This is a genomic window from Rubripirellula tenax (assembly GCF_007860125.1).
In the GTDB taxonomy this organism is placed as follows: Bacteria; Planctomycetota; Planctomycetia; order Pirellulales; family Pirellulaceae; genus Rubripirellula; species Rubripirellula tenax.
In genome coordinates this window covers 787,113-811,645 of record NZ_SJPW01000001.1, presented here as the reverse complement: position 1 = coordinate 811,645, position 24,533 = coordinate 787,113, and the positions used below count along the sequence as shown (strand labels likewise).

Sequence of the window (24,533 nt, the reverse complement as noted above, 5' to 3'; positions counted from 1 at the left end):
AGAGATTCGCATCATTCATCCGTTTTGATGCGTTTTAATAGACCGGCGACACGGCCCGGATTGCTGTCTTGAAAGACGGGCAAAAGTTTGTTCTTTCCGGCCGGCAAGATCACGTACCGCAGCAGCGACGAGCCGCGGACATTGATCGACGGCATATCACTGGACCGAACAATTTCATAAAGTTGTTGCAGATCGATCTCGCGATACTGGGCCGATGTCGCCAAGGCGTGAACGCGGTTCCAAACTTCCCCGGCTCGCGTTGTGTCGCCGGTCGGGGGCGGCCACGGAAGATGTCGAAACATCAGCGGCGGACGAACCGAAAACACAAATGTCTCTGTCTTTCCCAACGCACTGATTTGGTTGATCCATTCCGGTTCATCGGCTTCGCCTTGAATCGGTTGATGGCCCCAAATCCATTCGACCAACGTGGCCCAATTCTTCTCCATCGAAACACCGGCCAGAAACGGAGTCATGCATTCGCACCACGGCCGACGGGTTTCGATGTGCTGTTCAAGCGTCGTCAAGCGAGGTGCATCGGCCGCGGACTTGACATCGAAACGCAGACGCACGTCGGCTAGGTAGGCATCGCCGAACCGTTCATTCAAAACGCTGATTCGTTGCTCGGCATCGTCGTCGATGGCTGCTTTCGGATCCGGCGCATCCCCGACATTGCCCTCCATCGCGATAACGTTCTCCTCCAGCAGACTTCGCCACATTCGGTTAATGCGTTGGCTGTTGCGGTTGGCAATCGCAGCAACAATCTCGTCGCGTCTTAATTCGCCAAGATCTCGCATCGACTGGTATTCCTGCCCGTCCTCAATCAACGTCTGCAATTGAGTCGCATCGGGAACACCCACCAGAAAGCTAAGCAACCGGTACTGTCCGTCGCAGAGCAAAACGACCGAGCGAGCGGTACCGTTGTCGACACGCCCGCCCGTCAACTCGGGTGGCAACCCAACCGGCAACCATTGCAAGGAAACTTTGGTGCGAAGGTCCGGACGCAGCCGTCGGACCGCGCGAAAGGAATCCGCAAACACTTCGGTACACCAACCGTAAACCGGTCGGGCGGCCTCTTTGTTGTCCTGGTCCCGCTTGGCAATCGGTTCGTCGTTCGTGATCAACAACAGAACCAATGTCTTGTCCGATTCGGTTTCCGAAATCGGCTCCATCGGCTTTCGCCAATCGACCACATCGTCATCGTCGATTGGCGTTTGCCCCAGCGACGTATGTGCCAAGCTGACGGCGAGCGCCGCGAACAATATGGCTACCAAGATTTTTGAAAACGATCGTCGCATTGCGTGCCCCGCATCCGACACATGAAAAGAAAAGACCTAATCGGTAAGGTGTCGTCATACTGCACGATACGAGATGTCGGCGTCAATCAAATAATGGTGCCGCTAAGAACGATCCACGGTCGTACCGGCGATCGATTCGGCCGCAACCCATGCCATGGTCATCACCGAAGCCGTCGGGTTACCGGTCGTCACACTAGGCAGAACCGAGGCGTCCACCGCCCACAATCCGTCGAAACCACGCACCTTGAAATCAACGTCGACCGGCGAATCAATTTGATTTCCAAATTGACACGACCCGGTCGGGTGATAGAGCGTTTGTGCATATCGAGAGATCGCTTTGCGTATCGCCTGTTCACCTTCTCGCCGCTGGCCGGGGATGAGTTCCCGTTCGACCCATTCGCCCAATCCGCTACCGCGGGCGATCGACCGAACCATTTCCACGCCTTCGACGAGTTCTTCGATATCTCGATCGTCACGACCGTAGCCACCTTGAATGACCGGCAGTGAACACGCGTGCGGTGATGACAAAGTCACAGTCCCGGACGAACGAGGGCGAGTCAAATTGATCGCGATCGTCATCATTGCGGTGTCACTCAGTTTCGGGAACGTCAGATAGTTTGTCGGAGTCACGTGCACCTGGAACCGTCCGCCATCGAATAGCCCGCCACACTCGGCGATGTTGGACGACACCGATCCGGCACCGGTAACCATCCATTTCGCGACGTCGCGAACGGCCGGATCGAGCCTGAAAATATTTTTTGATTTTGTTTCAAAAATTACCGGCATGACAAGGTGATCCTGCAGTCGACGGCCGACGTTGGGCCGATCAACTCGCACGATGATGTCATGCCGTGACAAATCTTCCGCGGGACCGATGCCGCTGCGCATCAAAATGGAAGGCGTGCCAATCGCGCCCGCACACAAAACGACGCCGCATCGACTTCGCAATTCGCGTGAACGGTCACCTTGAACCAGATTCACACCGACCGCCCGTTCGCCGTGCCACAGCACACGATCGGCCGTACCGCGAACGACACCAGCACCATCAAGCAGGGCCGAAAAATCGGTTCGTCGACCGTTGCGATTGATGCGGCGATAGATCATGGGTTCGGCATTGGCGAAACCCGATGTTGCCGCCATGAACTGTTGTGACGCATCGCTTAAAAAACGCGGCGTCTCGGGTTGGACCAACGATTCGACATCGCTTGCCGCAGCGCGCCATTGGTCGATCGAACGCTGACCACCGCACGCCGTTTCCCAATTCGCAAAGTCGGTGGCTGTTGGCGGAAACCAGATCATCGCATTGATCCGCGTGCTCCCACCGATACCGCGACCGCGGGGCCAATCGATCCGTCGGCTGGCGAGTCGATCGCAGGGTTCGGTTTTCAGCTTCCAATCGTCCTTGGATCCGATCAGTTTCAACCATCGCGACGGACGTTCACGGTCGATTGCCGGCGCAAGATCCGATTCAGGTTCAACAACCGTGATGCGTAGTCCCGACTGCTGTCGCAATCGATACGCCAAAACACAGGCGGCTGCACCTGAGCCGACGACGATAAGGTCGGTTTCTTCCACTATAGCAACGAGAATGCGTACAACATTTCACGAGCAATTTGGCCGCATCGGGCATCGTAAATCACCGACTCGTCCACCGTATCGTCGGACACCTTCGGGTCGTCGTACTTGATCACGATCCGGTCGCTAGCGCCACGAACGATCGGACAATGTGTATCCGCGTTGCTGCACACCATGACGGCGATGAAGTCCTCGCTCGGGTTGGGCGATTGGTCATAGACCTTCGAAAAACACTCGACAGCCGGCGCAACGTCGGAATCTGAATACGCGACCTTGTAGAGAGGATTGGTATGTGCTGGACCAGGGTTCGTCGAAACCGACAACCCTGATCGTCGCAGTGTGTCAACGATTCGCGAATTCATCGCCGTGGCTTCCGTACCACCCGAAAATGTTTCGATTCCGTCGACACCGAAATGCTGTGCCGCCACAGTCGCCCAAATCTGGGCCAGGTGGCTGCGGCGTGAATTGTGGGTGCAGATGAAATTGAGCTTCCGAACTCCGTCGTGTCCGCCCGCTTGAATCCGTTTCGCAAAGTCGGCCAATTCGGCTCGCCGATCCACCGGAATCTGATCGAATTCACCCATACGGGCGTCAATGTAACTTTTTAGCGGTGAGTGGAAGGACACTGTATTTTTCGCGTTAGATGGCACAAATATTGTCGTGTCGAGGGCAAACCATACCGTCATCAAGGTTCGATTCATCGTTCGCAACATCGCTTGACGACCGAAGTCACTTGGTCGGCACAGTTATACCCGCAAAAACGGACCCGTTCAGTGGCCCTTTTCGTGGCCCGTCGACCCGATGGTCGACATGGGGAAGTTGGACTACGATTTCTGGGTTACCTTCTGTCTCGAAGCCCCCAATCCATCTAGAAATGCGATGACCGCCACCTCGAAACGTCCGCCACGATTTGCGACTGTAGCCACCGCCCCCCCGGACTCGATCCTGGGGCTCAACGAGGCGTTTGCAGCCGACGCGAACCCGAAAAAGATGAACCTGAGCGTCGGTGTCTACAAAGACGCGTCCGGCCAAACGCCGGTGCTGCGTTGCGTCAAAGCGGCCGAGCAACGGCTGGTCGATGGCGAGAAGACGAAGGGCTATTTGCCGATCGATGGCCAACCGGATTACCGCGATCACGTTCGCCGATTGGTCTTTGCTGATTCGATCGACGCATCCCGTATCGCGGTCGTTCAAACGCCTGGCGGCACCGGTGCGCTGCGTGAAGCAGCCGCGCTGATGAACAGTCAGTTGCCCGCGATTCGCGTTTGGATTTCGACGCCCACCTGGGCCAATCACCAATCGATCTTTGCGTCCGAGAATATTCCGTACGATAACTACCGATACCTTGCCGACGATAAAAAATCGTTCGACATCGCCGGCATGTTGGAAGACTTGACCGGTAAGACGAAGCCAGGCGATGCAGTTTTGTTGCACGCGTGTTGCCACAACCCAACCGGCGTCGACCCGACTGCCCAGCAGTGGAACGAAATTGCCGCGGTCTTAGCCCAGCGTGAACTGTTACCGATCATCGACTTCGCTTACCAAGGTTTCGGGAACGGATTGGACGAAGACACGGTCGCTGTCCGAGCCATCACCAGCGTTTGCGCCGAAGCCATCGTGTGCAGTTCTTTCTCGAAGAACTTTGGCTTGTATAGCGAACGGGTCGGTGCGGTATCGGTCATGTCGGCGGACGCTGACACAACGACCGCCGTTAAGAGTCAGCTAAAGTCACTGGTCCGCAGCAACTACAGCAACCCGCCGCGCCATGGTGCGGCCGTCGTCGCGACGATTCTTGACGACTCCGAGCTGACCGCGATGTGGCACGGCGAGCTAACCGAAATGCGAACTCGCATCAAAGCGCTGCGTCGACAGTTTGTTGACACGATGAAGACGACCGGCGCCGGACACGATTTTGGTTTTCTGTTAGACCAAAATGGAATGTTCTCGTTCAGCGGGCTCAATCCGATGCAAGTCGATGAGCTTCGCAACAAGTACAGCATCTACATCGTCGGCAGCGGCCGAATCAATGTGGCCGGCATGAACGAAGAACGCATGGGCGAACTTTGCACTGCGGTTGCCAACGTGATCGAGAACTAGAACCGCCTTACGACTCGAGAGCCTGATGATGCCATCGAACCAAGAATGGTCCGAACGTGAAGTTCGCGAACAGATCGCCGACCGCGGACGATCCCTGTTCGAGCGGCGGTTCACGCATGGCAGCACCGGCAACATCAGCGTTCGTATCCACGACGGCATCCTGATCACACCCACGGATTCGTCCCTGGGCAGCCTGGATCCGGATCGGATCGCCAAGGTCGGCTTCGATGGACAGCATCTGGCCGGTGACAAACCTTCCAAAGAAGCGTTCTTGCACTTGTCGATGTACCGGTCGCGGCCAAACGAAACGGCCGTCGTGCATCTGCACAGCACGTATTCCGTCGCGGTGTCGTGCATGGCCGAAATCGATCCCGACAACGTGCTGCCGGCAATCACGGCGTACCAATTGATGCGAGTGGGCCGTTGCCCGCTGGTGCCGTTTTACGCACCCGGCGACATGGCGCTCGCAGACGCGGTGGGCAAACAAGCCGAAACGACCAAGGCGATGCTGCTTGCCAACCACGGCCCGGTCGTTGCCGGTAACTCGCTGGCCGGAGCGATCGCATCGGTGGAAGAACTGGAAGAAACCGCCAAGCTGTTCTTACTGCTGCGAGGCATTCCGACTCGCTTCTTGGAACATCCACCCACGTAAACGTTGGGCCAGCGATCTACTTTTTCTTTTTGCCTTTCATCGCTCGCGATTCGGCCGCCGCATCGTACTTGGGGTTGGGTTCGATCGGCACCGGCGCGCCGGTTGCTTCTCGCCACGCCAACAACTCGTCGTGCATCGCCTTGGTCACGTCCGCGTTGGCGATCGACACATCGTTCGATTCGCCGATGTCGTCTTTCAAATTGAACAGCAACAATTTCCCGTCTTCGAAATACTCGTGAAGCTTCCAATCGCCGCGGCGAATGATGCTGCACGGACGCGATCGATAGATGGGATCTCGTTGCCCATCGATGCGCGAATAAGAATCGAGGTACGCCGGAAAGTGCCAAAAAATGGCTCGCTCCTTCCAAGCGTCACTGCCGACGAGCAGCGGAACCAAACTGCGACCGTCTTGAACTTGTCCTGTCGGCAACGACGCGCCGGTCATCTCACACAGCGTCGGATACAGATCGACTTGAATGACGGGCGTTTCACATTTTGTGCCTGGCTTCACGTTACCCGGCCAGACGACAAAGAAAGGCTCGCGGATGCCACCTTCAAAGTACGTTCCCTTGTATCCCTGCAACGGCGCCATCGAAGTTGCCGGACCATAGCCGCCGTTGTCCGATGTAAAGACGATCGCCGTTTTTTCCCGCAACCCCAGCGAATCCAACTGCCGAACGATCCGCCCGATTCCGCGGTCGACGCTTTCGATCATCGCGGCCATCACCGCATGGTCATGCAGATCGCCCTTGGGCTTGGCTTCATACTTTGCCACCAGATCCGGCTGACCCTGCAGCGGCGTGTGCACCGCAAAGTGGGTCAAGTACAACAACCAATTCGCGTCTTGGTTGCGATCAATGAATCCGATCGCTTCGTCGGTCAGGCGATCGGTCAGATACTCGTCCTCCGGTGCATCTTCAAGACCCGGAGCTTTCGGATGCGGCGGGAAGTACCCCTTCGGCGGACTGCCACCGTGCGTCCCGGCGAAATTGAAATCGAAACCATAGGGAATCGGGTCGTCGCTTAAATGCCACTTGCCGATGGTCGCTGTGCGATAGCCGGCGTCGTGAATCTGTGCGGCCCAGGTTCGAATGTCTGGTGACAGAACATCGACACCGGGAATGTGTTTCAAGCTTCCATACTTGGCTTTGCCTCGACGGCCCGTCCCAACGTTATAGACTTCGTGCCTAGGCGTGTATTGCCCGGACAATAAACACGCTCGAGCCGGGGCGCAATTGGCGGCGCACGAATAAGCATTCGTAAACACCATCCCCGACGCGGCCAACGCATCTAGGTTGGGCGTCTCGTAAAAGTCGGTTCCCATGAACCCACAGTCTCGCCAACCGAAATCGTCCAGATAAATGAACAGAACATTCGGTCGATCGGCCGCGTGCAGCAAGCTGGCCAACGAAACAACGAGAAAGCCGACGAAGGCCAAGAGATATCGCATCATGGCGATTCCTTGTGAAGATGAAGTGCGGAACGGAACAGATGACGCCAAAAATCCCTACGCCAAAATTTCTTTGACGACGCGGCTTTCCTCGACGCCGGTCAAACGCTGGTCGAGGCCGCGGAACGGGTACACAAACCGTTCGCTATCGATCCCCATCTGATTCAGGATCGTTGCATTCAGATCACGGATGTGGACGGGGTCTTTGGTGATGTTGTAACTGAACTCGTCCGTTTCACCATGAACAGTGCCGCCCTTCACGCCACCGCCCGCCATCCAAACGGTAAAGCACTTGGGGTGGTGGTCGCGACCATAATCGGTCTTCGTCAGCCCGCCTTGGCAATAGATCGTGCGTCCGAACTCACCGCCCCAAACGACCAACGTATCGTCCAACATTCCTCGCTGGCGAAGATCCGTCAGCAAGCCCGCCGACGGTTGATCGACGTCGCGGCATTGGTTGGGCAAGTCCTTGGGCAACTTTCCGTGTTGATCCCAGCCACGATGAAAGATCTGTGTGAACCGTACGCCACGTTCGGCCATCCGCCGCGCCATCAAACAGCAATTCGCAAACGTGCCCGGCTTGGTCACTTCGGGCCCATACAGATCGAGCACGTGCTGCGGTTCGTCGCTCAGATTCGCCAGATCGGGAACGCTCGTTTGCATCCGGAACGCCATCTCGTACTGGGCAATCCGCGCGTTCGTCTCGGGATCACCAATCTGCGATGCAGTTCGCGCGTTCATTCGGGCTAACGAATCGAGCATCCGGCGCCGAATGCTTGGATCGACGCCATCGGGGTTCGAAAGATAAAGCACCTTGTCACCGGTACTTCGCAGCGCAACGCCTTGATACTTGCTTGGCAAAAAACCGCTGCCCCACAGTCGGTTGTAAAGAGCCTGTGCTTCTTTCCGGCCCGTCCATGACGCGGTCATGACCATGAACGCCGGCAAGTTCTCGTTCTCGGTGCCCAGACCGTAGCTCAGCCACGAACCCAAACTCGCTTTGCCCGGCAATTGGTCTCCGGTGCAGATATAAGTAATCGCCGGATCATGATTGATCGCTTCGGTGTGCATCGACTTGATCAAAGCAATCTCATCGACCTTCCCGGCCATGTGGGGAATCAGTTCGCTGGCCATCGTTTGGTTTGCACCGTGAGGCGAAAACTTATAGATGCTGGGCGCGATTGGAAACCGCGACTGGCCGCTGGTCATGGTCGTCAAACGTTGCCCCTGGCGAATCGATTCGGGCAGATCCTTGTCGTACCAATCGGCCATTGCCGGCTTGTGATCCCACATGTCCATCTGGCTGGGCGCACCCGACATGAACAGATAGATCGCTCGGCGGGCTTTGGGTTCATGATGCGGCAAACTCGGCAGTCCACCGACGCGTGTTCCGACATCGGCTGACAATGCCGGCGTGGCTGTCGCCGCTGTGGCGTCCAACGATGCCAGCGCCGCGGCGCCCAAACCGGCGGAGGTCTGTGAAAAAAATGCGCGACGAGTCAACCGGTCGAGTACTTCTTGATGATTCATGGATTCAACTACTTGGTTACGGTTTCGTCGAGGTTCAACAGGGTGCTGGCAAGGATCGTCCATGCGGCTTCGCGCACGTCGGACTGTCCCGTCAACTTGACGGCCAACTCGGGATGCTGGTCGTAGTAGGCAGCCATGTCTTCGACCAACGTCAACATCTCATCCGCTTCTTCGGTGCTGGGCAAGCGCGCGGTCACCGTTTCGAACGCCCATCGGATTCGGTCGGCTTCATTGTCGACTTTGGGTTCGGTCATCGCGCGGCGCGCCAACATTTTTGCCGACGCTAGATACTGTTCTTCGTTCATCAACAGCAATGCCTGAAGCGGCGTGTTGGTGCGTTCGCGGCGCGCCGTGCATGACTCACGACTGGGCGCATCTAGCGTCGACATCTGCGGCGGTGCACTGGTACGCTTCCAAAAGATGTAGAGGCTGCGACGATTGACTTTTTCGCCTTCGTCCGCCTTGAAGTTGACCGTATTGCTTCCCGAATATCCGACCGCTTCCCACAAGCCGGCCGGTTGCGGCGGTTTCACACTCGGTCCGCCTTCGGTGTCGACCAGCAATCCGGCCAGCGCCAGCGACTGATCACGCAGCACTTCGGCATCCAACCGGTGACGTGGACCGCGAGCGAGCAATCGATTGTTGGGATCGATTCGCAACATCCCATCGACCACTTTGGCCGAACGCTGATAGGCGTCCGTCATCACCAGTGTTTTCAATAGTCGCTTAACGTCCCATCCGTTGGCTTGAAAATCGACGGCCAACCAATTCAGAAGCTCGGGGTGGCTGGGCGGCTGACCTTGGCTGCCAAAGTCTTCGCTGGTTTTGACCAACCCGATGCCGAACACTTGTTGCCAGAATCGATTGACTGCCACGCGAGCGGTCAACGGATGTTCGGGAAGCGTCAACCACTTTGCTAGCCCAAGACGATCCTTCGGCGCGTCGTCGGGAAACGGCGGCAGGAAGGACGGCGTCGCGCGAGGGACCTCGTCACCGGGCTGGTCGTATTGACCTCGCAGCAGCAAGTGTGCTTGGCGAGGCTCAGCAAGCTCCTTCCAAACCAAGGTCGTCGGAATCTCGCCTTCCAGCTTTTCAAGTGCGGACCGCGTGCCCCGTTCTTGATCGATCAAGGCCAACCAATCCGGATGCAAACACGCGACCTTGCGGAAGTACTTGCCCAGCGACGTGCGAACATCGTCGCTGCGTTGATCCACCGGCGTCTTCACGAGCTGGCGCAGATGTTCCGGCACCCGAATCGCAGGCGAACGAAACGCATAGGTCCATTCGTTCTCGCCCGCGTGGTTAACCAGCTTGATGTACAGATCGTTGTCGCCTTTCTTCAGCGGCAATTCGTACTCATGTCGAAGGGGGTCATGTTTCCCAGCCCCCTTTCGGCGTCCGACCTCTTTATCGCCCAGATAAACGACGTGCCCATCATCGGCGCCGATCAACAGCGTGATCGATTGGTCGCGAGGCGACTGGATCGTCTGGTGCATCAGCGTCACCGACAAACGATCATCGATCGTCGGTAGCGGGTTGACCTCGACCTCGTTCAGATCGCCACGGTGCTGCCAGCGATAACTCCGTTCTTCGTATTCGAATACCTCGTCCGCGTTGAAAGCTTTTTGCTGGGACGCATACGACTTGTTGTATCCAGGATTCGGAGTCTCGATCGGAAAGGGTCCGACGACATGAATGCCACCTCGTTTGACTTGCTGCGATGGTGGAACCGACGCGGCAGCATCGCTGAGCGACAGCCTCACTTTGCGGAACTGGTGCCCGGCAAACTTTGATTGATACTTCAACGTGACACGGATCTTGGCATCCGCACCATCGGCAATCAGCGACGGAGCACTCAGCCACGCCGATCGACCGCCCGTCTTTTCGTGACCGGCGATGGCCCAACCTTTGTCCGCGTCCAGCTTGCCGTCGATCGCATTGGAAAACGCAAAGCCATCGCCGTCTTGTTCGATATCGGCAAAACCGCCAGCGATCGGAACCTGTATCCATTGTCCAGATGCGGACGCGTCCGTCGTTTCGACCGTGATCTCGGACAGCACTGCGTTGCCGTTGGTCGACGCACCGGCGCGGCCTTCGGGATCGTCCACGATGGCTTCCAAGTAAATCGTTTGCCATTGGATGCCCGAAGGAATCGAAGCGACAATGACCGTCACATCCTTCGCCGACGGATCGCCGACCAGTTCGACGGTGCCGTCCGGTAACGCCTTCATCGTTGCACCGGATTCCGAAACGACTTCGGTCGGATGCAACGACTCGAACTTGGTAACCTTGTCACTGGACAACGATTGCTCCCAGGTGGCCTGGGCTTCATCGATCGACGGGATGGGGCCTTCTTTTTCGGCCTCCAGGCTGGTCAACAGTTCCTTGTACTCGGCAAGCATCGTGACTTGCTCGGGGCTGGGAACCTTCAGCGATGGCGGATGGTCTTTCGCGTTGCCGTCTAGCGCTTTACCGTCCAGACTGTTGAAGAACGAAAGCAGCGAGTAATAGTCTCGCTGCGATATCGGATCGAACTTGTGGTCATGGCAAACCGCACACCCGGTCGTTAACCCCAAGAAGATCGTTCCAAAGGCATCGGTTCGGTCGATACAGTTGCGAGCGAAGACTTCGTCATAGATCGATCCGCCTTCGCTGGTCGAGACGTTCAAACGGTTAAATCCGCTTGCAATGCGTTCTTTGTCCGTCGCATCCGGCAACAGGTCGCCGGCCAATTGGTGAGTGATGAATTGGTCGAACGGCATGTTAGCGTTGATCGCGTCGATGACCCAATCGCGATACGACCACATCTCGCGAAAGTTGTCTAAGTGCAAACCGTGCGTGTCGCCGTAGCGGACCAAGTCCAACCAATACCGACCCACGTGTTGACCAAAGTGGCGAGACTGCAACAGTCGATCGACCAAATTCGAATACGCGTCCGGTGACGTGTCATTGACGAACGCGTCGATTTGCTCGCGAGTCGGCGGCAATCCGGTCAAGTCCAAACAGACTCGCCGCAGCAGCGTCCGACGATCGGCCCGGTCGTTCACCGTCAGCCCTGCTTCGGCGACCGCGGCTTCGATGAAACCGTCGATCTGCTTGGCCCCGCTGGCAATCGTTTGACTGGTCTCGCTCGGAACCTGCGGCGCAACGAACGCCCAGTGCGACTGGAACTGTGCACCGTCGACGATCCAGGTTCGCAACATCGTTCGCTGGTCTTCGGTCAGCGGTTTGTGATACTCAGGCGGCGGCATCACTTCGTCGACGTCGTCCGATACGATCCGCCGCAACATCTCGCTCGCGTCGACGTCGTCCGAATCTACAACCGCGGCCAATCCATCGGCCGTGTCCAATCGCAGATCGGCGGCCCGCTCGGCTTCGTCCGGTCCATGACACGCGAAACAATGGTCCGACAAAATCGGACGGATGTCGCGAGCAAAATCGACGTCATTAGCTGCCGCATTTTCCGAACCGCCGACCAGGATCAAAAACACAATGGTGGCGGAAACGCGAACAAAACGATCCGGCATGATGGACTTCGGTGGGCGAATGGGGGCGGGACAGCGTGATCAGGGAGGAATTCTCCCCGACTCACTCTAGTTTAACGGACGAATTGGCCGTTACCAAACGCTAGTGGGAACGGCGCAAAAGGTTATCTTAGGGGCTCCTGAGCCGGATAACCGGGCCCCACGAATCGCCCGCCCGCCCACCCTTCATGCCACGAGTGCCCGATCCATGCCACGACTTCCCGACGACCAAATCATCGAATCGATCCGGTTGTACCGCGATTCGCTCAAGCAAACGCAAGCACTTTATGTCGAAGCGGGCGAGTTGATTCGGGGATCGTACGGCTGGCTTTCGGGGGGCGAGCACGCCGACGCCGCATCGATTTCGGGCCAGATGGACGACTTGCATCAGGGTTTCCTGATGAAAGTCTTTGCCGCCGTCGTCCCCGACGCCAGCAGCAAGAATATGGAACAACGCCAACTCGGCCGCGCGCTTTTGGAACACATTTGGGGCAAGTCCGTGATGGGCAACCAACTGCACGAAGCGGTGGATTGGCTGATTGATGCGTCGAATGGGTTCCAGTGGAGCGAACTGGTTCGGCCGTTCGCCGAAATCCCCGCCATCCGCGACCGCTGGGGCGAACTCGAATCACTCGCCATCCGACAAGCCAATTTATTGGCGTCCGTCGACGGCAATATCGACCTTGCCGATAACGAGAGCATCACGGCGATGCAGAACCAATTCGACGCACTGCAAGGTGCTGCACCGGAGACGCTTGCCAACGAAGTCGATACCAATAACGCGCGCGATGCGATCAGCTGGTTACGTGACGAAGCGAAACGGCTTCGCGACGGAGTCAGTGTCACAGCCGCCGAGAAACCGACGCCGATGGCCGGTCCCGGCGGTTCGACCAACACGCCCAAACCGGCAACCCAACCCACGCCCCAGCCCGCCGACGACCGAACGCCCGAACAACGACTGGCCGAAGCCCGCGCAAAGCTCAATCGATTGGTCGGACTGGATGGCATCAAGGACCAAATCGAAACGCTGACCAACTTCTTAAAGATGGAACGCATGCGGGAAGAGCAAGGCTTGCCGACGACGCGGCCCAGCCTGCACATGTCGTTCGTCGGCAATCCCGGCACCGGGAAAACGACCGTGGCGCGGATCGTCGCCGACATCTACGGCGCGCTGGGAATTTTGGAAAAAGGACACTTGGTCGAAACCGATCGCAGCGGATTGGTTGCCGAGTACGCCGGTCAAACCGGACCCAAGACGAATGCCAAAGTCGACGAAGCGCTCGACGGGGTGCTGTTCATCGACGAAGCCTACACGCTGATCGACGAAAGTGGACAAGACCAATACGGCCGCGAAGCCGTTCAAACGCTGCTGAAACGAATGGAAGATCAACGCGAACGACTGGTCGTCATCTTGGCCGGCTATCCGGTCGAAATGCAAACGATGATTCGCAGCAATCCCGGGCTCAGCTCGCGAGTCGGCACGACGATGACGTTCGACGATTATTCGCCACAAGATCTTTGCCGCATTTTCGAACTGATCGCGTCGAAGGCAAAATACAGCCTGCCGACCGAGGCACGTCGACGACTGCTGCGTGGCTTCACGTATCTTTACATCGGACGCGATCGTCACTTCGGCAATGGCCGTTGTTCGCGAAACAGTTTTGAACGCAGCGTTCGCCGGTTGGCCAATCGATTGTCAAAACTGTCGGACATCAGCCGCGATTTGCTGACGACGCTGGAAGCCGAAGACATCGAAGTCGCCGGCGTCAGCGACGCCCACCTGATCGCGATGGCGGCTGAAAAGGGCAACGTGCGGGTCAAGTGCACCCACTGCGGAGCCGCCGAAGTCATCGACGACGCGATGTTGGGAACGGAAGTCACATGCAAGGCATGCGAAAAACCGTTCGCCGCGGATTGGGGTGACCCGGTCGCCGCGATGGTCGGCCCGCCCGAAGAAGAAACCGTCGCCTCGCCGAGCTGACTCGAATCGTCAAACGGACAAACAAGGAGCCTGACCGTCTAGCTTCGTCGGGACTAATCATTCTCTTTTCTCGAAATTCGATAGAGAATTGCAGGCACATATCCATCGATAGTTTTTATCGAGAGCGCCTCCAATCGCTCGACTTCCGCGATAGACTTCACCGGAAAAGGGTGCAGTCGGGTCCGTAGCAACAGTTGCGTTCACTTCTGCGGCAATTGAAGTCCGAACTGCGGTCGAGGAATCAAGCCTTGGCCTCTTGCTATTTTTTCGTACCCGTTGCTTTGATTGTACTTTCGCGAATTAGTGCAAACGACAGAGTTCTCATTTGGGTAACCTTAATGCACCGTTAAGGCCTGCAATCATCGAATATGAGCACCACTATGCATCGAAACATCATTTCTGTTCGGTTCGTGATCGCGAACGGGTTGCTGCTTGCTTCCACGTGCTTCGTGAATTGGGAATGTGTCGCGGACGATTCCAAAGATGTAAAGCGACCGAACATTCTGTGGATCGTGGGTGAGAATCTGAAGCTCGACCTGGGTTGTTACGGGGCCGCAAACGTCGAGACGCCTGCGCTGGATGCGTTAGCGGAACACGGAGTGCGATACACTCACGTGTTTTCAACGTCACCTGTATGTGCTCCCAGTCGCAGTGCCTTTTTCGTCGGCATGTATCAAACGACGACGGATACGCACAACATGCGTTCGCACCGCAGCGATGGCTATCGACTTCCCGAAGGCGTTCGCCCGATTACGCATCGCCTCAAAGACGTTGGCTACTTTACGGCGAACATTGCAACGCTGGGCGGCCAGTCGGTTGGGTCTGGAAAGCTGGACCTGAACTTTGTCGAAGAAGGAAAACTGTACGACACCAGCGAGTGGGAGGATCTGCAAGGTAACCAGCCATTCTTTGCTCAAATCAACACGCTGGAAGCCGAGTACGACATCTACGATCGGCAGACTTGGAAACAACCACGTGTTGAGTGGAAGGGCGAACGGACGCATGAACAAATAGCGACGGTCGATAACGTTAGTCCACCGCCCTACTATCCGGATCACCCGTTGGTCAGAAAAGAATGGGCCAGGTATTTGAATTCCGTTTCCGGAATGGACAAAACGATTGGCCGCGTGCTGACGCAATTGAAAGACGACGGCCTGGCCGACGATACGGTCGTCATGTTCTTTGGTGACAACGGGCGAATCGAACCGCGAGGAATTCACTGGTGCTATGACACCGGATTGCACGTTCCGATGATCATTCACTGGCCAGCGAATTTTGCTGCGCCTGCGAACTACAAAGCCGGTTCTGTCAGCGACCAGGTCATCAGTTTGATTGACATCACTTCAACAACGTTGGGGTTTGCTGGCATCAATCGACCGCTGGGAATGCAAGGGCGAATCTTCATGGGCAACAACCTGGGTCCGGAACGCCAATTCGCATTTTCAGCACGCGACCGAATTGACGAGACGGTCAATCGCATCCGCAGTGTTCGCGGGAAGAAGTTTCATTACCTTCGCAACTACTTTCCCGATCGCCACTTCACATCACTGAACCGCTACAAGGAAAAGTGCTTTCCAATCAAGCCACTGATGCGTCAGCTAATGGCCGAGGGCAAGTTGTCCGCGATTCCCGCGGCATTGATGTCGCCGACGGTTCCCGAAGAACAGTTGTTTGACACCGAAAACGATCCTCACGAGATCAATAATCTGGCGACGTCGAGTGATCCTGAGCATCGGGAAGCACTCATTCAGATGCGCTGCGCACTTTCGGTATGGATGGTCGAGACACAGGATCAGGGCGTCTTCCCAGAGCCCCAAGAAATCGTCGCTCCGTTTGAAAAGGAAATGCATGACTGGTTCGGCACTCCACAGTGGTACAGTAACGAGCACCCAAATTTGCAGGGTGACTAGCCGACTGGTTTCCACCACATTTGCTGAGCCGCGAGTTTGATCTTACGAGGAATCCAACGCATGAATCGGCGCAAGTTCCTGGAATGCGGAATCGCGATTGGTGCGGTCGGCGTGTGTGCTTCACCAGCATTGGGCGGACAGCTCACGGGAAGGATTCGCAAGTCGCTGAAGTATTCGATGATTGACGAACGCCTTCCATTGGTTCAGCAGTTTCAGCTTCTCAAGCGGGCCCAGTTCGACGGCGTCGAGATCAGTCTGCGTAACGGACTGTCGCCCAAGGAGGTCCGCGCCGCGATCGACGCTACTGAGATTGAAGTGCATGGTGTGATCCACGGGGCCGACGACGAATATTCGGCATCGATCGATCTTTGTGAACAGGTGGGCGGAAACACTATTCTTGTCATCGCCCAAGAATTTGAAGAGCTCAGCTATGCAGAGAACTTCGCGCGATCACTCGACATCGTCCGCAGGGCAATTCCACGTGCGGAAAAACAGAATGTTCGCTTGTTGATTGAAAACGTGCGTGCTTCGTTTCTCAAGACCGCTGAAGAAATGGCTCGCTTCATCGATGAATTAGAATCACCCGCGGTCGGTGCGTACTTCGATACCGGCAACACCATCACCTGGACGAGGCAAACGGCCCAGCACTGGGCAAACGTGCTGGGGCATCGGATTGTCAAGGTGGACATCAAGGACAGGGGGCACACGAAATTTGGTGACCCGAAGCTGAAGTCGCAAGCGGCTATTGGTACGAATGGCGGCGAGGTGCATTGGGCCAACGTTCGCAAGGAACTCGCCGACGTCAGCTTCTCGGGCTGGGCATCGGCCGAAGTCAAAGGCGGTGACGCCGAGCGACTGACGGGTATTTCAAAGTGGATGGATCAAGTGCTGGATTTGTGAACGCGAGGAAACGTGATCGTGCGTCTGTTGTTCAGTCCATGTTTCGTCTACATGCAAGAAAGATGATTCGGCATCCATCTTCGGCAAAAAATGATGTGTCGTCGACGACAGCTCTACCGTTTTTGAAACGGTGCCATGCTCAACGATCGCAATCGCTCTGAAACTGAGGTCGTTCAAATTTGATCTCACACGTCAATCGCTTGGTCGAGATCGCCGCTCCCCAGATCTCCGTTTCCAGCTCTCGATAATGTGACTTGAGGAATCCAGTTTGTCGTTCCATTCGTTTCTTGGATCAATCTTCTTCCAGGCTGAGCATCGAATCCAAGAATTTTCGGCCGAGCGATCGGGCATCGGTGGCGTGTTGATCAACCGCGAATCGACCGGCTGCGATTGATCTGGAATATCGTCACCTTTCGCTGAGCCCAACGAATTCAGCGTCACACAACCACGGCGATCAAGAACGAAGTCATCTTCATTTCCTCACTCCAGGATCAAGAACGCGAACTTCTCATGATCGACTACGTTGCTCACTACGAGCGACATGCGTCGTCGACCACGCCGCGACGTTGACTGGGGCGATTCTTTGACTGTGGCGATACGTCGCCGCGATCATACTTTGCGCCGCTGCCCGAAAGGGCCCGTCGCCGCTATTCTTTGGGGCACCGCAGCAAGCCGCCTCTCAACAATCTTAGTGAATCATGGACAAAATCGTTTACTACGACCGATATCGCGACGAGGCGTGCGTTGAAAAAGTTTACGGCGACAAAGCCCTGCGATGGACTTACCAAACGCTTGGCGGACGGATCTCTCTAAACGTGCTGGTGAAACGAGCTTTGTTTTCGCATTGGTATGGATGGAAGATGGATCGCGCTGACACGCGAAAGAAGATCTTGCCTTTCGTTCAAGAATTTGAACTCGACGCGACGGAGTTCGTACGCGACGTCGATGACTTCGCGAACTTCAATGAGTTCTTTTTTCGCGAACTAAAACCGGATGCGCGGCCGATTGACCCGACCGCTTCGTCGGTCGTGTTTCCCGCGGACGGCCGCCATTTATGCGTGCCAGACCTTTCGCGGTGTGACGGACTGTTCGTCAAAGGCGAAATGTTCAACCTCGGCACATTGCTGGATAACCAGAGACTCACAGACCGATACGCGAACGGCAGTCTACTGCTTTCGCGATTGTGTCCGGTCGACTACCACCGTTTCCACTTTCCGGTTGCCGGTGTGCCCGGCGCGACAAGATTGATCAATGGTCCGCTCTACTCGGTGAACCCGATCGCGCTCTGCCAGAACATTCACATCCTGGCAAAAAACAAACGCTGCGTGACCGAAGTACAAACGGAATCGTTTGGAAACGTTTTGATGATCGAAGTCGGCGCGACGTGCGTGGGCAGTATCTGCCAAACGTACGCCGAAGGCGTCATGGCCACCAAAGGAAGCGAAAAGGGATACTTTCGCTTCGGAGGCTCGTCGACGATCATGATCTTTGAATCTGGTCGCATTCAGTTCGACCAAGACCTTGTCGACAATTCACTGCAGCATCGAGAACTGTACGCAAAGGTAGGCGATCACATGGGTACGTCGATCTAAATCGATCGAAGGTCCAAGCGATCGTGTGATGGCCCGCAGTGCAGATCACGTTTAAAAGCTGGGAAGCTCGGATTGTTGTGGATTGCTCGGTAATCCAACGTATTTTAGCAGCCTGTTGAAAAAGGTGATCTGCCCTGTGATGGGCCGCTTCTCACTTTACCAGGTCGACCGCGACAATTTCGTTGTCATTGCGAGCGTAGGCGGTCCGGTTGGCGTAGGCCGGGTGACTCCACACGACGCTGCGTCCGAAACACTCGGCGGTCGGTTCAAGGATGCGGGACCGGCCAAGGTCCTCGTATCCCTTGGCCGTCAAACGTGCCATTTGCAAGTCGCCGGTCTCGCTAAAGATCAAATAGCGATCGGTGTCGGCGATCCGTGTTAGAAACGCGGTACCGTGTTTGATGAAACGTTTCTCGCCCGGCTTGGTGGCTTCGAACGTTTCCCACAAACGCGAACCGTCTTTGCTGTCCACGGCGATCAAACTGCCTTGATCACAATCGGTTCCATAGACGACGCCGTCGGCAAAGATCGGCGTCGCGTTGGCGCTGTGGACGGCTTCTTTGGGTTCGCCTCGCCACAATTCGTTTGCGTCGGGGGAATCGCTGGACAGTTCGATCATCAACGCTTCACTACGAATGCCGCTGGCGTACATCAAGTTGCCGTCCACCATCGGGCGTGAGATCGACATGTCGTACATCGGTGCGATCGGGACGGACCAATAGGATTCGCCGCTTGCCGGATTCAGACTGGACACCGACGTTGGTGTATAGGCGATCAACTGGCGCACGCCACCATGTTGGATGATCGATGGCGGACAGTAACCGGCGGCCGTATCGAGTGCCTTCCACTTCACTTCGCCGGTCAGCTTGTCGAACGCGACGATCCCTTGTCCTTCGCCGCCGACCATCGTGTACAACGAATCGCCGTCGACCAACGGATGGGCCGCGAAGCCCCAGATTGGGACCTCGGCGGAAAAGTCTTCTTTCAAGCTACGTTTCCAAACCAGTTCACCGTCGGTGACTCGCAACGCACGCAGATCCCCTTCGCTGCCAAGGACATACACGTACTCGCCGTCGACCGTGGGAGTACAGCGAGGTCCGGCGGGATACGAAATGCTGTAGGGACAATCGTAGGTGTGTTGCCAAATCGGTTTTCCAGTTTCTTCGTTCAAAGCCGTAAGCCGCTCTCGACCGTCCAAATTGGCTCGCTCGCCTGGATTGTTGAACGCTTCGCCTGCGGTTTTGACGTAGTCAAAAACAAAGACGCGACCGTCGGCGACCGCAGGCCCGGCATACCCGCCCGCGATCGGTGTCCGCCATTTGATTTTCAAACCTTCGGCAGGCACCTCTTCGATGATTCCTGTTTCGCGGTACACTCCATCCCTTGTCGGCCCCATCCATCCCGGCCAATTGTCCGCCAAGGCGTCACCAGCCATGGTTGATAGCAAGCATGTGACATAGAGGGCCGAAACAAATTGGAATCGGTGAAGACGTCGCAAGAGCATGGCAGAGCCGGGTTTGGGGTTTGGTATTGAGGGGCGATTCGATTATAGGGAAAGACGAACGTTTAGATGACCACCGAAGTATCAGATCCGCCTTCCGAGAATTCCTGCGTGCCCAAAACATTGATTTTGATGCGTCACGCCAAAAGCGACTGGGGCGATTCCAGCCTTTCGGATCACGACCGGCCGCTGAATCGTCGCGGACACCGTGATGCGCCCGAGATGGCGAAGTGGCTGACCGGACTGGGTGTCATCCCTGGTCGAGTTCTTTGTTCGTCGGCGCTGCGAACCTGTCAAACGATCCGACTGATGCAAGAACGGTGGCCCGTCGAAACCGATGTCATGACGATGGAATCGTTGTACTTGGCCAGCCCCGAAACCCTCTGGCGTTCCGCGACCAGCAACGGTGGCGACCATGAATGCGTGATGGTGTTGGCCCACAATCCGGGAATCAGCCAATTGACGTCGATGATGGCGGATCGTTCGATCGAGATGCCGACGGCGGCCATTGCAGTGTTTCAATTGAACGTCGACTACTGGAGCGAATTATCGATCGATACGGACACCGATCTAGTTCACTTCATGAGCCCCAAGCAGTTGTAGGCGTTCTAAAAAGGGGTCTGACCCTTTCCGAAACAATCGATGTGGTGCGAGTACGCTTGACTTCAACGAACACCGTTGCGGCTGAGTCGACTCAAATTGGGTCAGACCCCTTTTTAAAACACGGCCTTGAGGGATTTGATGACACCGACGCTCGCATGGATCGCCGCGCTGGCCGTCTTGGCAGGACATTTTGGTTTGATGCTGTCCAGCTATAACCGGATCAACGGATTCGGATGGCCTCGTAAAAATATCAAGCGATGCACCAAGGTGATGTTCGCGTTCACTGTCATAGGACCACCCGTCGCGATCGCCGTTTGGCGAGGATTCTTTGCAGATTGGATTGGTGGAAATGCCGACTTGCGATCGATACCGATTCCGCTGGCGATCTACGCGGGCTTGTGCTTGATGGCATGGCCGCTGCTGGGGATTCCTTGGCTCTATTTTCGCCCAATCCTTGGCATCGAATCCGTCAAGGTCAAACGCCAAATCGAAATCGTTCCGGTGCAACAGATGGTAACGCATCGATTGGCATTGACGGCTAAATGCAAGTTCGAGTCGCGGTTACCGATCAATCAAGTGTTTGAATTGTCGATCGACCAGATCGAGCTGCCCGTCGTCGGTTTGCCGCCGGCGCTTGACGGATATCGGATCGCCCACCTGTCCGACATCCATTTGACCGGCGATATTCATCCGGATTTTGCCGGCTATGTGGTCCAGCGGGCGACCCAGTGGGCCCCGCACCTGATGGCGTTGACCGGCGATATCATTGATAAGCAACCGTGCATCGATTGGCTGGGACAAATCTTCGCACCCGCCCGCGCCCGCGACGGTTGCTACTTTGTTTTGGGCAATCACGACACCCGAATCGCCGACTCATGGCAAACCCGCGAAGCGATGGACCGAGCCGGCTGGACCGATCTGGGCAGCCGCGGACTCTCAAGAAAGCTTGGCGGCGTCGAGGCCCTGATCATTGGCAACGAACATCCGTGGTTCCAGCGTCCGACGATCGATCCGGATTCTGGCGAGCCGTTTCGGTTGCTGCTTAGCCACAGCCCCGATCAATTCGAGTGGGCGCGGCGACACAACGTGACGTTGATGCTGGCCGGCCACACCCACGGCGGACAAGGTCGGCTACCGATCGCGGGGCCGCTGTTGAGCCCCAGCTTCCACGGCAGCCGTTACGCTTCGGGCGACTTTTATCGCGCACCAACAACGATGCACGTCACCCGTGGGTTGGCGGGCACGCACCTGATCCGAATCAATTGCCGCCCCGAGCTTTCGCTGCTGACGCTGCGGGCTGTCCCCAGTCCTCAGCCGGCTTAGACGGGTGCCCGCAAAGAACGCCGAACTTGTGTAGACTCTTGCTCACCTTTTCTATTCTTTCGCAGTCTTAGTGTGCGGCATGGTTTGTTATGCAAAGTTTCATCGCCCGTTCGGGATACTCGCACTGGCCTACTGCACTTTGGTTGGCAACCAAGCATTCGCAGCCGACAGCGAGTCGTACGCGCACAGCGATAGTAACAAACGGTATCTGCACCACATTGATCTTTACGATGTCAACAATCGAAAGATCACCGCCGATTCGGACCAGCCGTATTCGACGCTCAAGACGTGTGGACGCTGCCACGATTATGCAACCATCTCGCACGGATGGCACTTCAATGCATTTACCAGCGATGCGCGGCGGCGGGCAGAAACCGGGGAAGCCGAAGCGACAGCATCCGACGGCCGCCCCGGCGAACCTTGGATCTGGACGGACGCCCGCACGGGGACTCAGTTGCCGCTTTCCTATCGAGATTGGCTGGGCCGCTTCAACCCGACCGATATTGGTTTGTCCACATTTGAAATGACTCGCCAATTCGGCGCACGCATTCCTGGCGGCAACATGGCAACGCCCGCCAAGGAAGCTTCCAAGGATGAAAAAGATGACGGAGTTCAAGAAGATGATGCCAACGATGATTCATCACGATGGGCGCTAACCGGTTCGCTAGAGATCGATTGCATGGCATGTCACGCGACCTCCGGCGTTTACGACTTTGAAGTGCGTCGTGAAACCATCGAAGCCGAAAACTTTGCCTGGGCACCCACGGCCGCTTTGCGCTTGGGCGATGTCGCGGGATCCGTCTCAAGAATCAAAACGGGTTCGGATCCTAGCGACGAAACCGTGCAAGCGAAGCTTCCCAAAGTCAAATACCGCGCTCAAAATTTCGCGCCCGACGGCACGGTCTTTTTCGACTTGGTTCGCGAACCTGAAAACAACGCCTGCTACCAGTGCCACAGCCAACGAACGGTTACCGAAGACGGACTCGAACCGCGATGGATTCACGATGAAGACGTCCACCTTCGCGCGGGAATGAACTGTGTCGATTGCCATCGCAACGGCATCGATCACCAGACCGTCCGCGGCTTCCCCGGCGAACAACACCCCTCGGGGAACGTGGCGACGACACTTAGCTGTGCGGGATGTCACTTGGGCATCGAGCGTGAAGACGATTCCGTGGCCTCCATTTCCTCTCGACCTGGCCGACTCGGATCGCCGCTGCCCAAGCACGAAGGGTTACCTCCGATTCACTTCGAAAAACTGACCTGCACGGCTTGTCACGGTGGGCCCGCGCCGGACCAAGAAGCCGACGGCATTCTGACTTCCCTGTCGCACGGCTTGGGCCAAAAGCTGCATCGCAGCGGTCAAGAGTTGCCGTCCATCCGTGGCCCCTTGTTCGCGCGATCACAAGCCTGGGCCCCACTTGCAAGCGACGAATCCAAGCATGCAAATGAAGCACCCATCACAACCGCCCGCGCGATGTGGCCGGCGTATTGGGGATCCGTGAAGGACGGAGTCGTATCGCCGCTGTCGCCAGAAGCCGTCTACTCGGCGACTCGCAAAGCCTTGCGTGTACGAAAAGATTTCGTCGCTGAGGTATCTGAAAAAGGGCGTGAAACGTTTAACGAGAAAGTCTCTGCCGCGCTGGCAGCGATCGAGAAAGAGTTTTCCGTCGATCGTGCCGTCTACGTCTCGACCGGGACCGCCTACGGGCGAGGCGAACAAGACGATTCGCTGACCGAAGTGGAAGTCAAAAATGTCGATGCGATTGAGATGGTTCAGTGGCCGATGGCTCACAACGTGCGGCCGGCCGGTTGGGCATTGGGGGCAACCGGATGCTTGGAATGCCACGTCGATGACGGACTGATCTTTGCATCAACGGTCACGCCGACGGGCCCGGCACCGGTCGTCGCGTCGCCGATCGCGATGTCGTCGATTCAACAGATATCAGACGACGAACGTTCGCAATGGAACCAACTGTTCGCCGGTCGTGCGATGTTCAAGCTGATGACGGCGGCATCGCTGGCGATGATGGCAATCGCACTGCTAGGGACCTTCATCGCATCCAACCGACCGGCGTCGAAGGAGTCGCTATGAAACTTTCATCGAAGCTGATTTCGTTGATTCGAATCGGATCATTGATCGCCATCATCGTGGCAACGATCGTGCTGGTTGTCACGGCGCTGCCGACGCTGGCGGGCGGCCACCTGGCCGATACCCGGTTGCTAGTACACATGATGGCCAGCGGTGTCGTGGTCGCGTTGCTGCCGGTGTATGCGATCGCGCGGTTGATGCCGTCGTCGCGTGGCACGCTTGATACGTCGGCCCAACGAACGGCGCTGCGATGCTTACTGCTATTCGGATTGCTGACTACCGCAACGATGTTCGTTTGCATGTTGCCAATCGCGTCGACGCACACGATGGAGACGCTCATTGCGCTGCACGGATGGTCGGGCTATGCGTTGGCAGTCGCAACGGTATGGGTCGGTATCATGTCACTGGGCGGCCGACGCAGACTTCCGCTTTAGCGAGGCACGCCGTACCCGATCTGCCACTGAAGAATCGGGCGTTTGAAGTTGCGCACTTTATTTCATTGGACAGT

General features: G+C 56.7%; 17 protein-coding genes. 10 read left to right on the top strand and 7 right to left on the bottom strand.

Translation table 11 applies throughout. The features are described 5' to 3' along the window. Nucleotides 1-11: 11 nt before the first annotated feature. The 3 genes from Poly51_RS02950 to Poly51_RS02940 form a co-directional block, all read right to left on the bottom strand. Nucleotides 12-1,295: a hypothetical protein gene (locus Poly51_RS02950; RefSeq protein WP_146454057.1), complete on the bottom strand. Its 1,284-nt coding sequence runs from the start codon at nt 1,293-1,295 to the stop codon at nt 12-14. A 102-nt stretch (nt 1,296-1,397) separates the two neighbouring features. Further along, the gene (locus tag Poly51_RS02945; protein WP_146454055.1) at nt 1,398-2,870 is read right to left on the bottom strand and encodes a GMC family oxidoreductase; all 1,473 of its coding nucleotides are present in this window, start codon (nt 2,868-2,870) and stop codon (nt 1,398-1,400) included. After that, nucleotides 2,870-3,496 (bottom strand): protein-tyrosine-phosphatase, encoded by a 627-nt coding sequence (locus Poly51_RS02940; protein WP_246114222.1) that lies wholly within the window; start codon nt 3,494-3,496, stop codon nt 2,870-2,872. The genes Poly51_RS02945 and Poly51_RS02940 overlap by 1 nt, the downstream gene beginning before the upstream one ends. 253 nt (nt 3,497-3,749) lie before the next feature. Between Poly51_RS02940 and Poly51_RS02935 the strand changes: the two genes are divergently transcribed. Together Poly51_RS02935 and otnC are read left to right on the top strand one after the other, a co-directional pair. Next, on the top strand, nt 3,750-4,967 hold the full coding sequence (locus Poly51_RS02935) for an amino acid aminotransferase (protein WP_146454053.1): 1,218 nt from the start codon (nt 3,750-3,752) through the stop codon (nt 4,965-4,967). Nucleotides 4,968-4,992: 25 nt separating this feature from the next. Beyond that, entirely contained in the window at nt 4,993-5,619 is a 627-nt protein-coding gene (gene otnC, locus Poly51_RS02930; RefSeq protein ID WP_246114221.1) for a 3-oxo-tetronate 4-phosphate decarboxylase, read from the top strand. Between the two features lie 16 nt (nt 5,620-5,635). Here otnC and Poly51_RS02925 read toward each other — a convergent pair whose 3' ends face one another. Genes Poly51_RS02925 through Poly51_RS02915 form a run of 3 tightly spaced genes read right to left on the bottom strand, consistent with a single transcriptional unit; the run spans nt 5,636 to nt 12,126 of the window. Next, nucleotides 5,636-7,069 (bottom strand): sulfatase, encoded by a 1,434-nt coding sequence (locus Poly51_RS02925; protein WP_246114220.1) that lies wholly within the window; start codon nt 7,067-7,069, stop codon nt 5,636-5,638. A 57-nt stretch (nt 7,070-7,126) separates the two neighbouring features. Beyond that, the gene (locus tag Poly51_RS02920; RefSeq protein WP_146454049.1) at nt 7,127-8,599 is read right to left on the bottom strand and encodes a DUF1501 domain-containing protein; all 1,473 of its coding nucleotides are present in this window, start codon (nt 8,597-8,599) and stop codon (nt 7,127-7,129) included. Nucleotides 8,600-8,607: 8 nt separating this feature from the next. Then, nucleotides 8,608-12,126 (bottom strand): PSD1 and planctomycete cytochrome C domain-containing protein, encoded by a 3,519-nt coding sequence (locus tag Poly51_RS02915; protein WP_146454046.1) that lies wholly within the window; start codon nt 12,124-12,126, stop codon nt 8,608-8,610. A gap of 205 nt (nt 12,127-12,331) precedes the next feature. Between Poly51_RS02915 and Poly51_RS02910 the strand changes: the two genes are divergently transcribed. The 4 genes from Poly51_RS02910 (at nt 12,332) to asd (ending at nt 18,506) form a co-directional block, all read left to right on the top strand. Beyond that, nucleotides 12,332-14,104 (top strand): AAA family ATPase, encoded by a 1,773-nt coding sequence (locus Poly51_RS02910; protein WP_146454044.1) that lies wholly within the window; start codon nt 12,332-12,334, stop codon nt 14,102-14,104. A gap of 380 nt (nt 14,105-14,484) precedes the next feature. Further along, a complete protein-coding gene (locus Poly51_RS02905) occupies nt 14,485-16,014 on the top strand; it encodes a sulfatase family protein (RefSeq protein WP_186775307.1) in 1,530 nt (509 codons plus the stop codon). Nucleotides 16,015-16,074: 60 nt separating this feature from the next. After that, nucleotides 16,075-16,914: a sugar phosphate isomerase/epimerase family protein gene (locus Poly51_RS02900; protein WP_146454040.1), complete on the top strand. Its 840-nt coding sequence runs from the start codon at nt 16,075-16,077 to the stop codon at nt 16,912-16,914. A 698-nt stretch (nt 16,915-17,612) separates the two neighbouring features. Beyond that, nucleotides 17,613-18,506 carry an archaetidylserine decarboxylase gene (asd, locus tag Poly51_RS02895; RefSeq protein WP_146454038.1) on the top strand — a complete coding sequence of 298 codons (894 nt, stop codon included), beginning with the start codon at nt 17,613-17,615 and terminating at the stop codon, nt 18,504-18,506. A gap of 151 nt (nt 18,507-18,657) precedes the next feature. On the opposite strand, the gene Poly51_RS02890 is transcribed toward asd, so the two are convergent. After that, nucleotides 18,658-19,941, bottom strand: a complete 1,284-nt coding sequence (locus Poly51_RS02890) for an outer membrane protein assembly factor BamB family protein (RefSeq protein ID WP_246114219.1) — start codon at nt 19,939-19,941, stop codon at nt 18,658-18,660. 198 nt (nt 19,942-20,139) lie between these two features. On the opposite strand from Poly51_RS02890, the gene Poly51_RS02885 reads away from it, so the two are divergent. The 4 genes from Poly51_RS02885 (at nt 20,140) to Poly51_RS02870 (ending at nt 24,459) form a co-directional block, all read left to right on the top strand. Then, a complete protein-coding gene (locus tag Poly51_RS02885; RefSeq protein ID WP_222435775.1) occupies nt 20,140-20,610 on the top strand; it encodes a SixA phosphatase family protein in 471 nt (156 codons plus the stop codon). Between the two features lie 138 nt (nt 20,611-20,748). Beyond that, nucleotides 20,749-21,933 carry a metallophosphoesterase gene (locus Poly51_RS02880; RefSeq protein WP_146454031.1) on the top strand — a complete coding sequence of 395 codons (1,185 nt, stop codon included), beginning with the start codon at nt 20,749-20,751 and terminating at the stop codon, nt 21,931-21,933. A 79-nt stretch (nt 21,934-22,012) separates the two neighbouring features. Beyond that, a complete protein-coding gene (locus Poly51_RS02875; protein ID WP_146454029.1) occupies nt 22,013-24,028 on the top strand; it encodes a multiheme c-type cytochrome in 2,016 nt (671 codons plus the stop codon). Further along, nucleotides 24,025-24,459, top strand: a complete 435-nt coding sequence (locus Poly51_RS02870) for a hypothetical protein (protein ID WP_186775306.1) — start codon at nt 24,025-24,027, stop codon at nt 24,457-24,459. Before Poly51_RS02875 ends, Poly51_RS02870 begins: the two co-directional genes overlap by 4 nt. Nucleotides 24,460-24,533 lie beyond the last annotated feature (74 nt).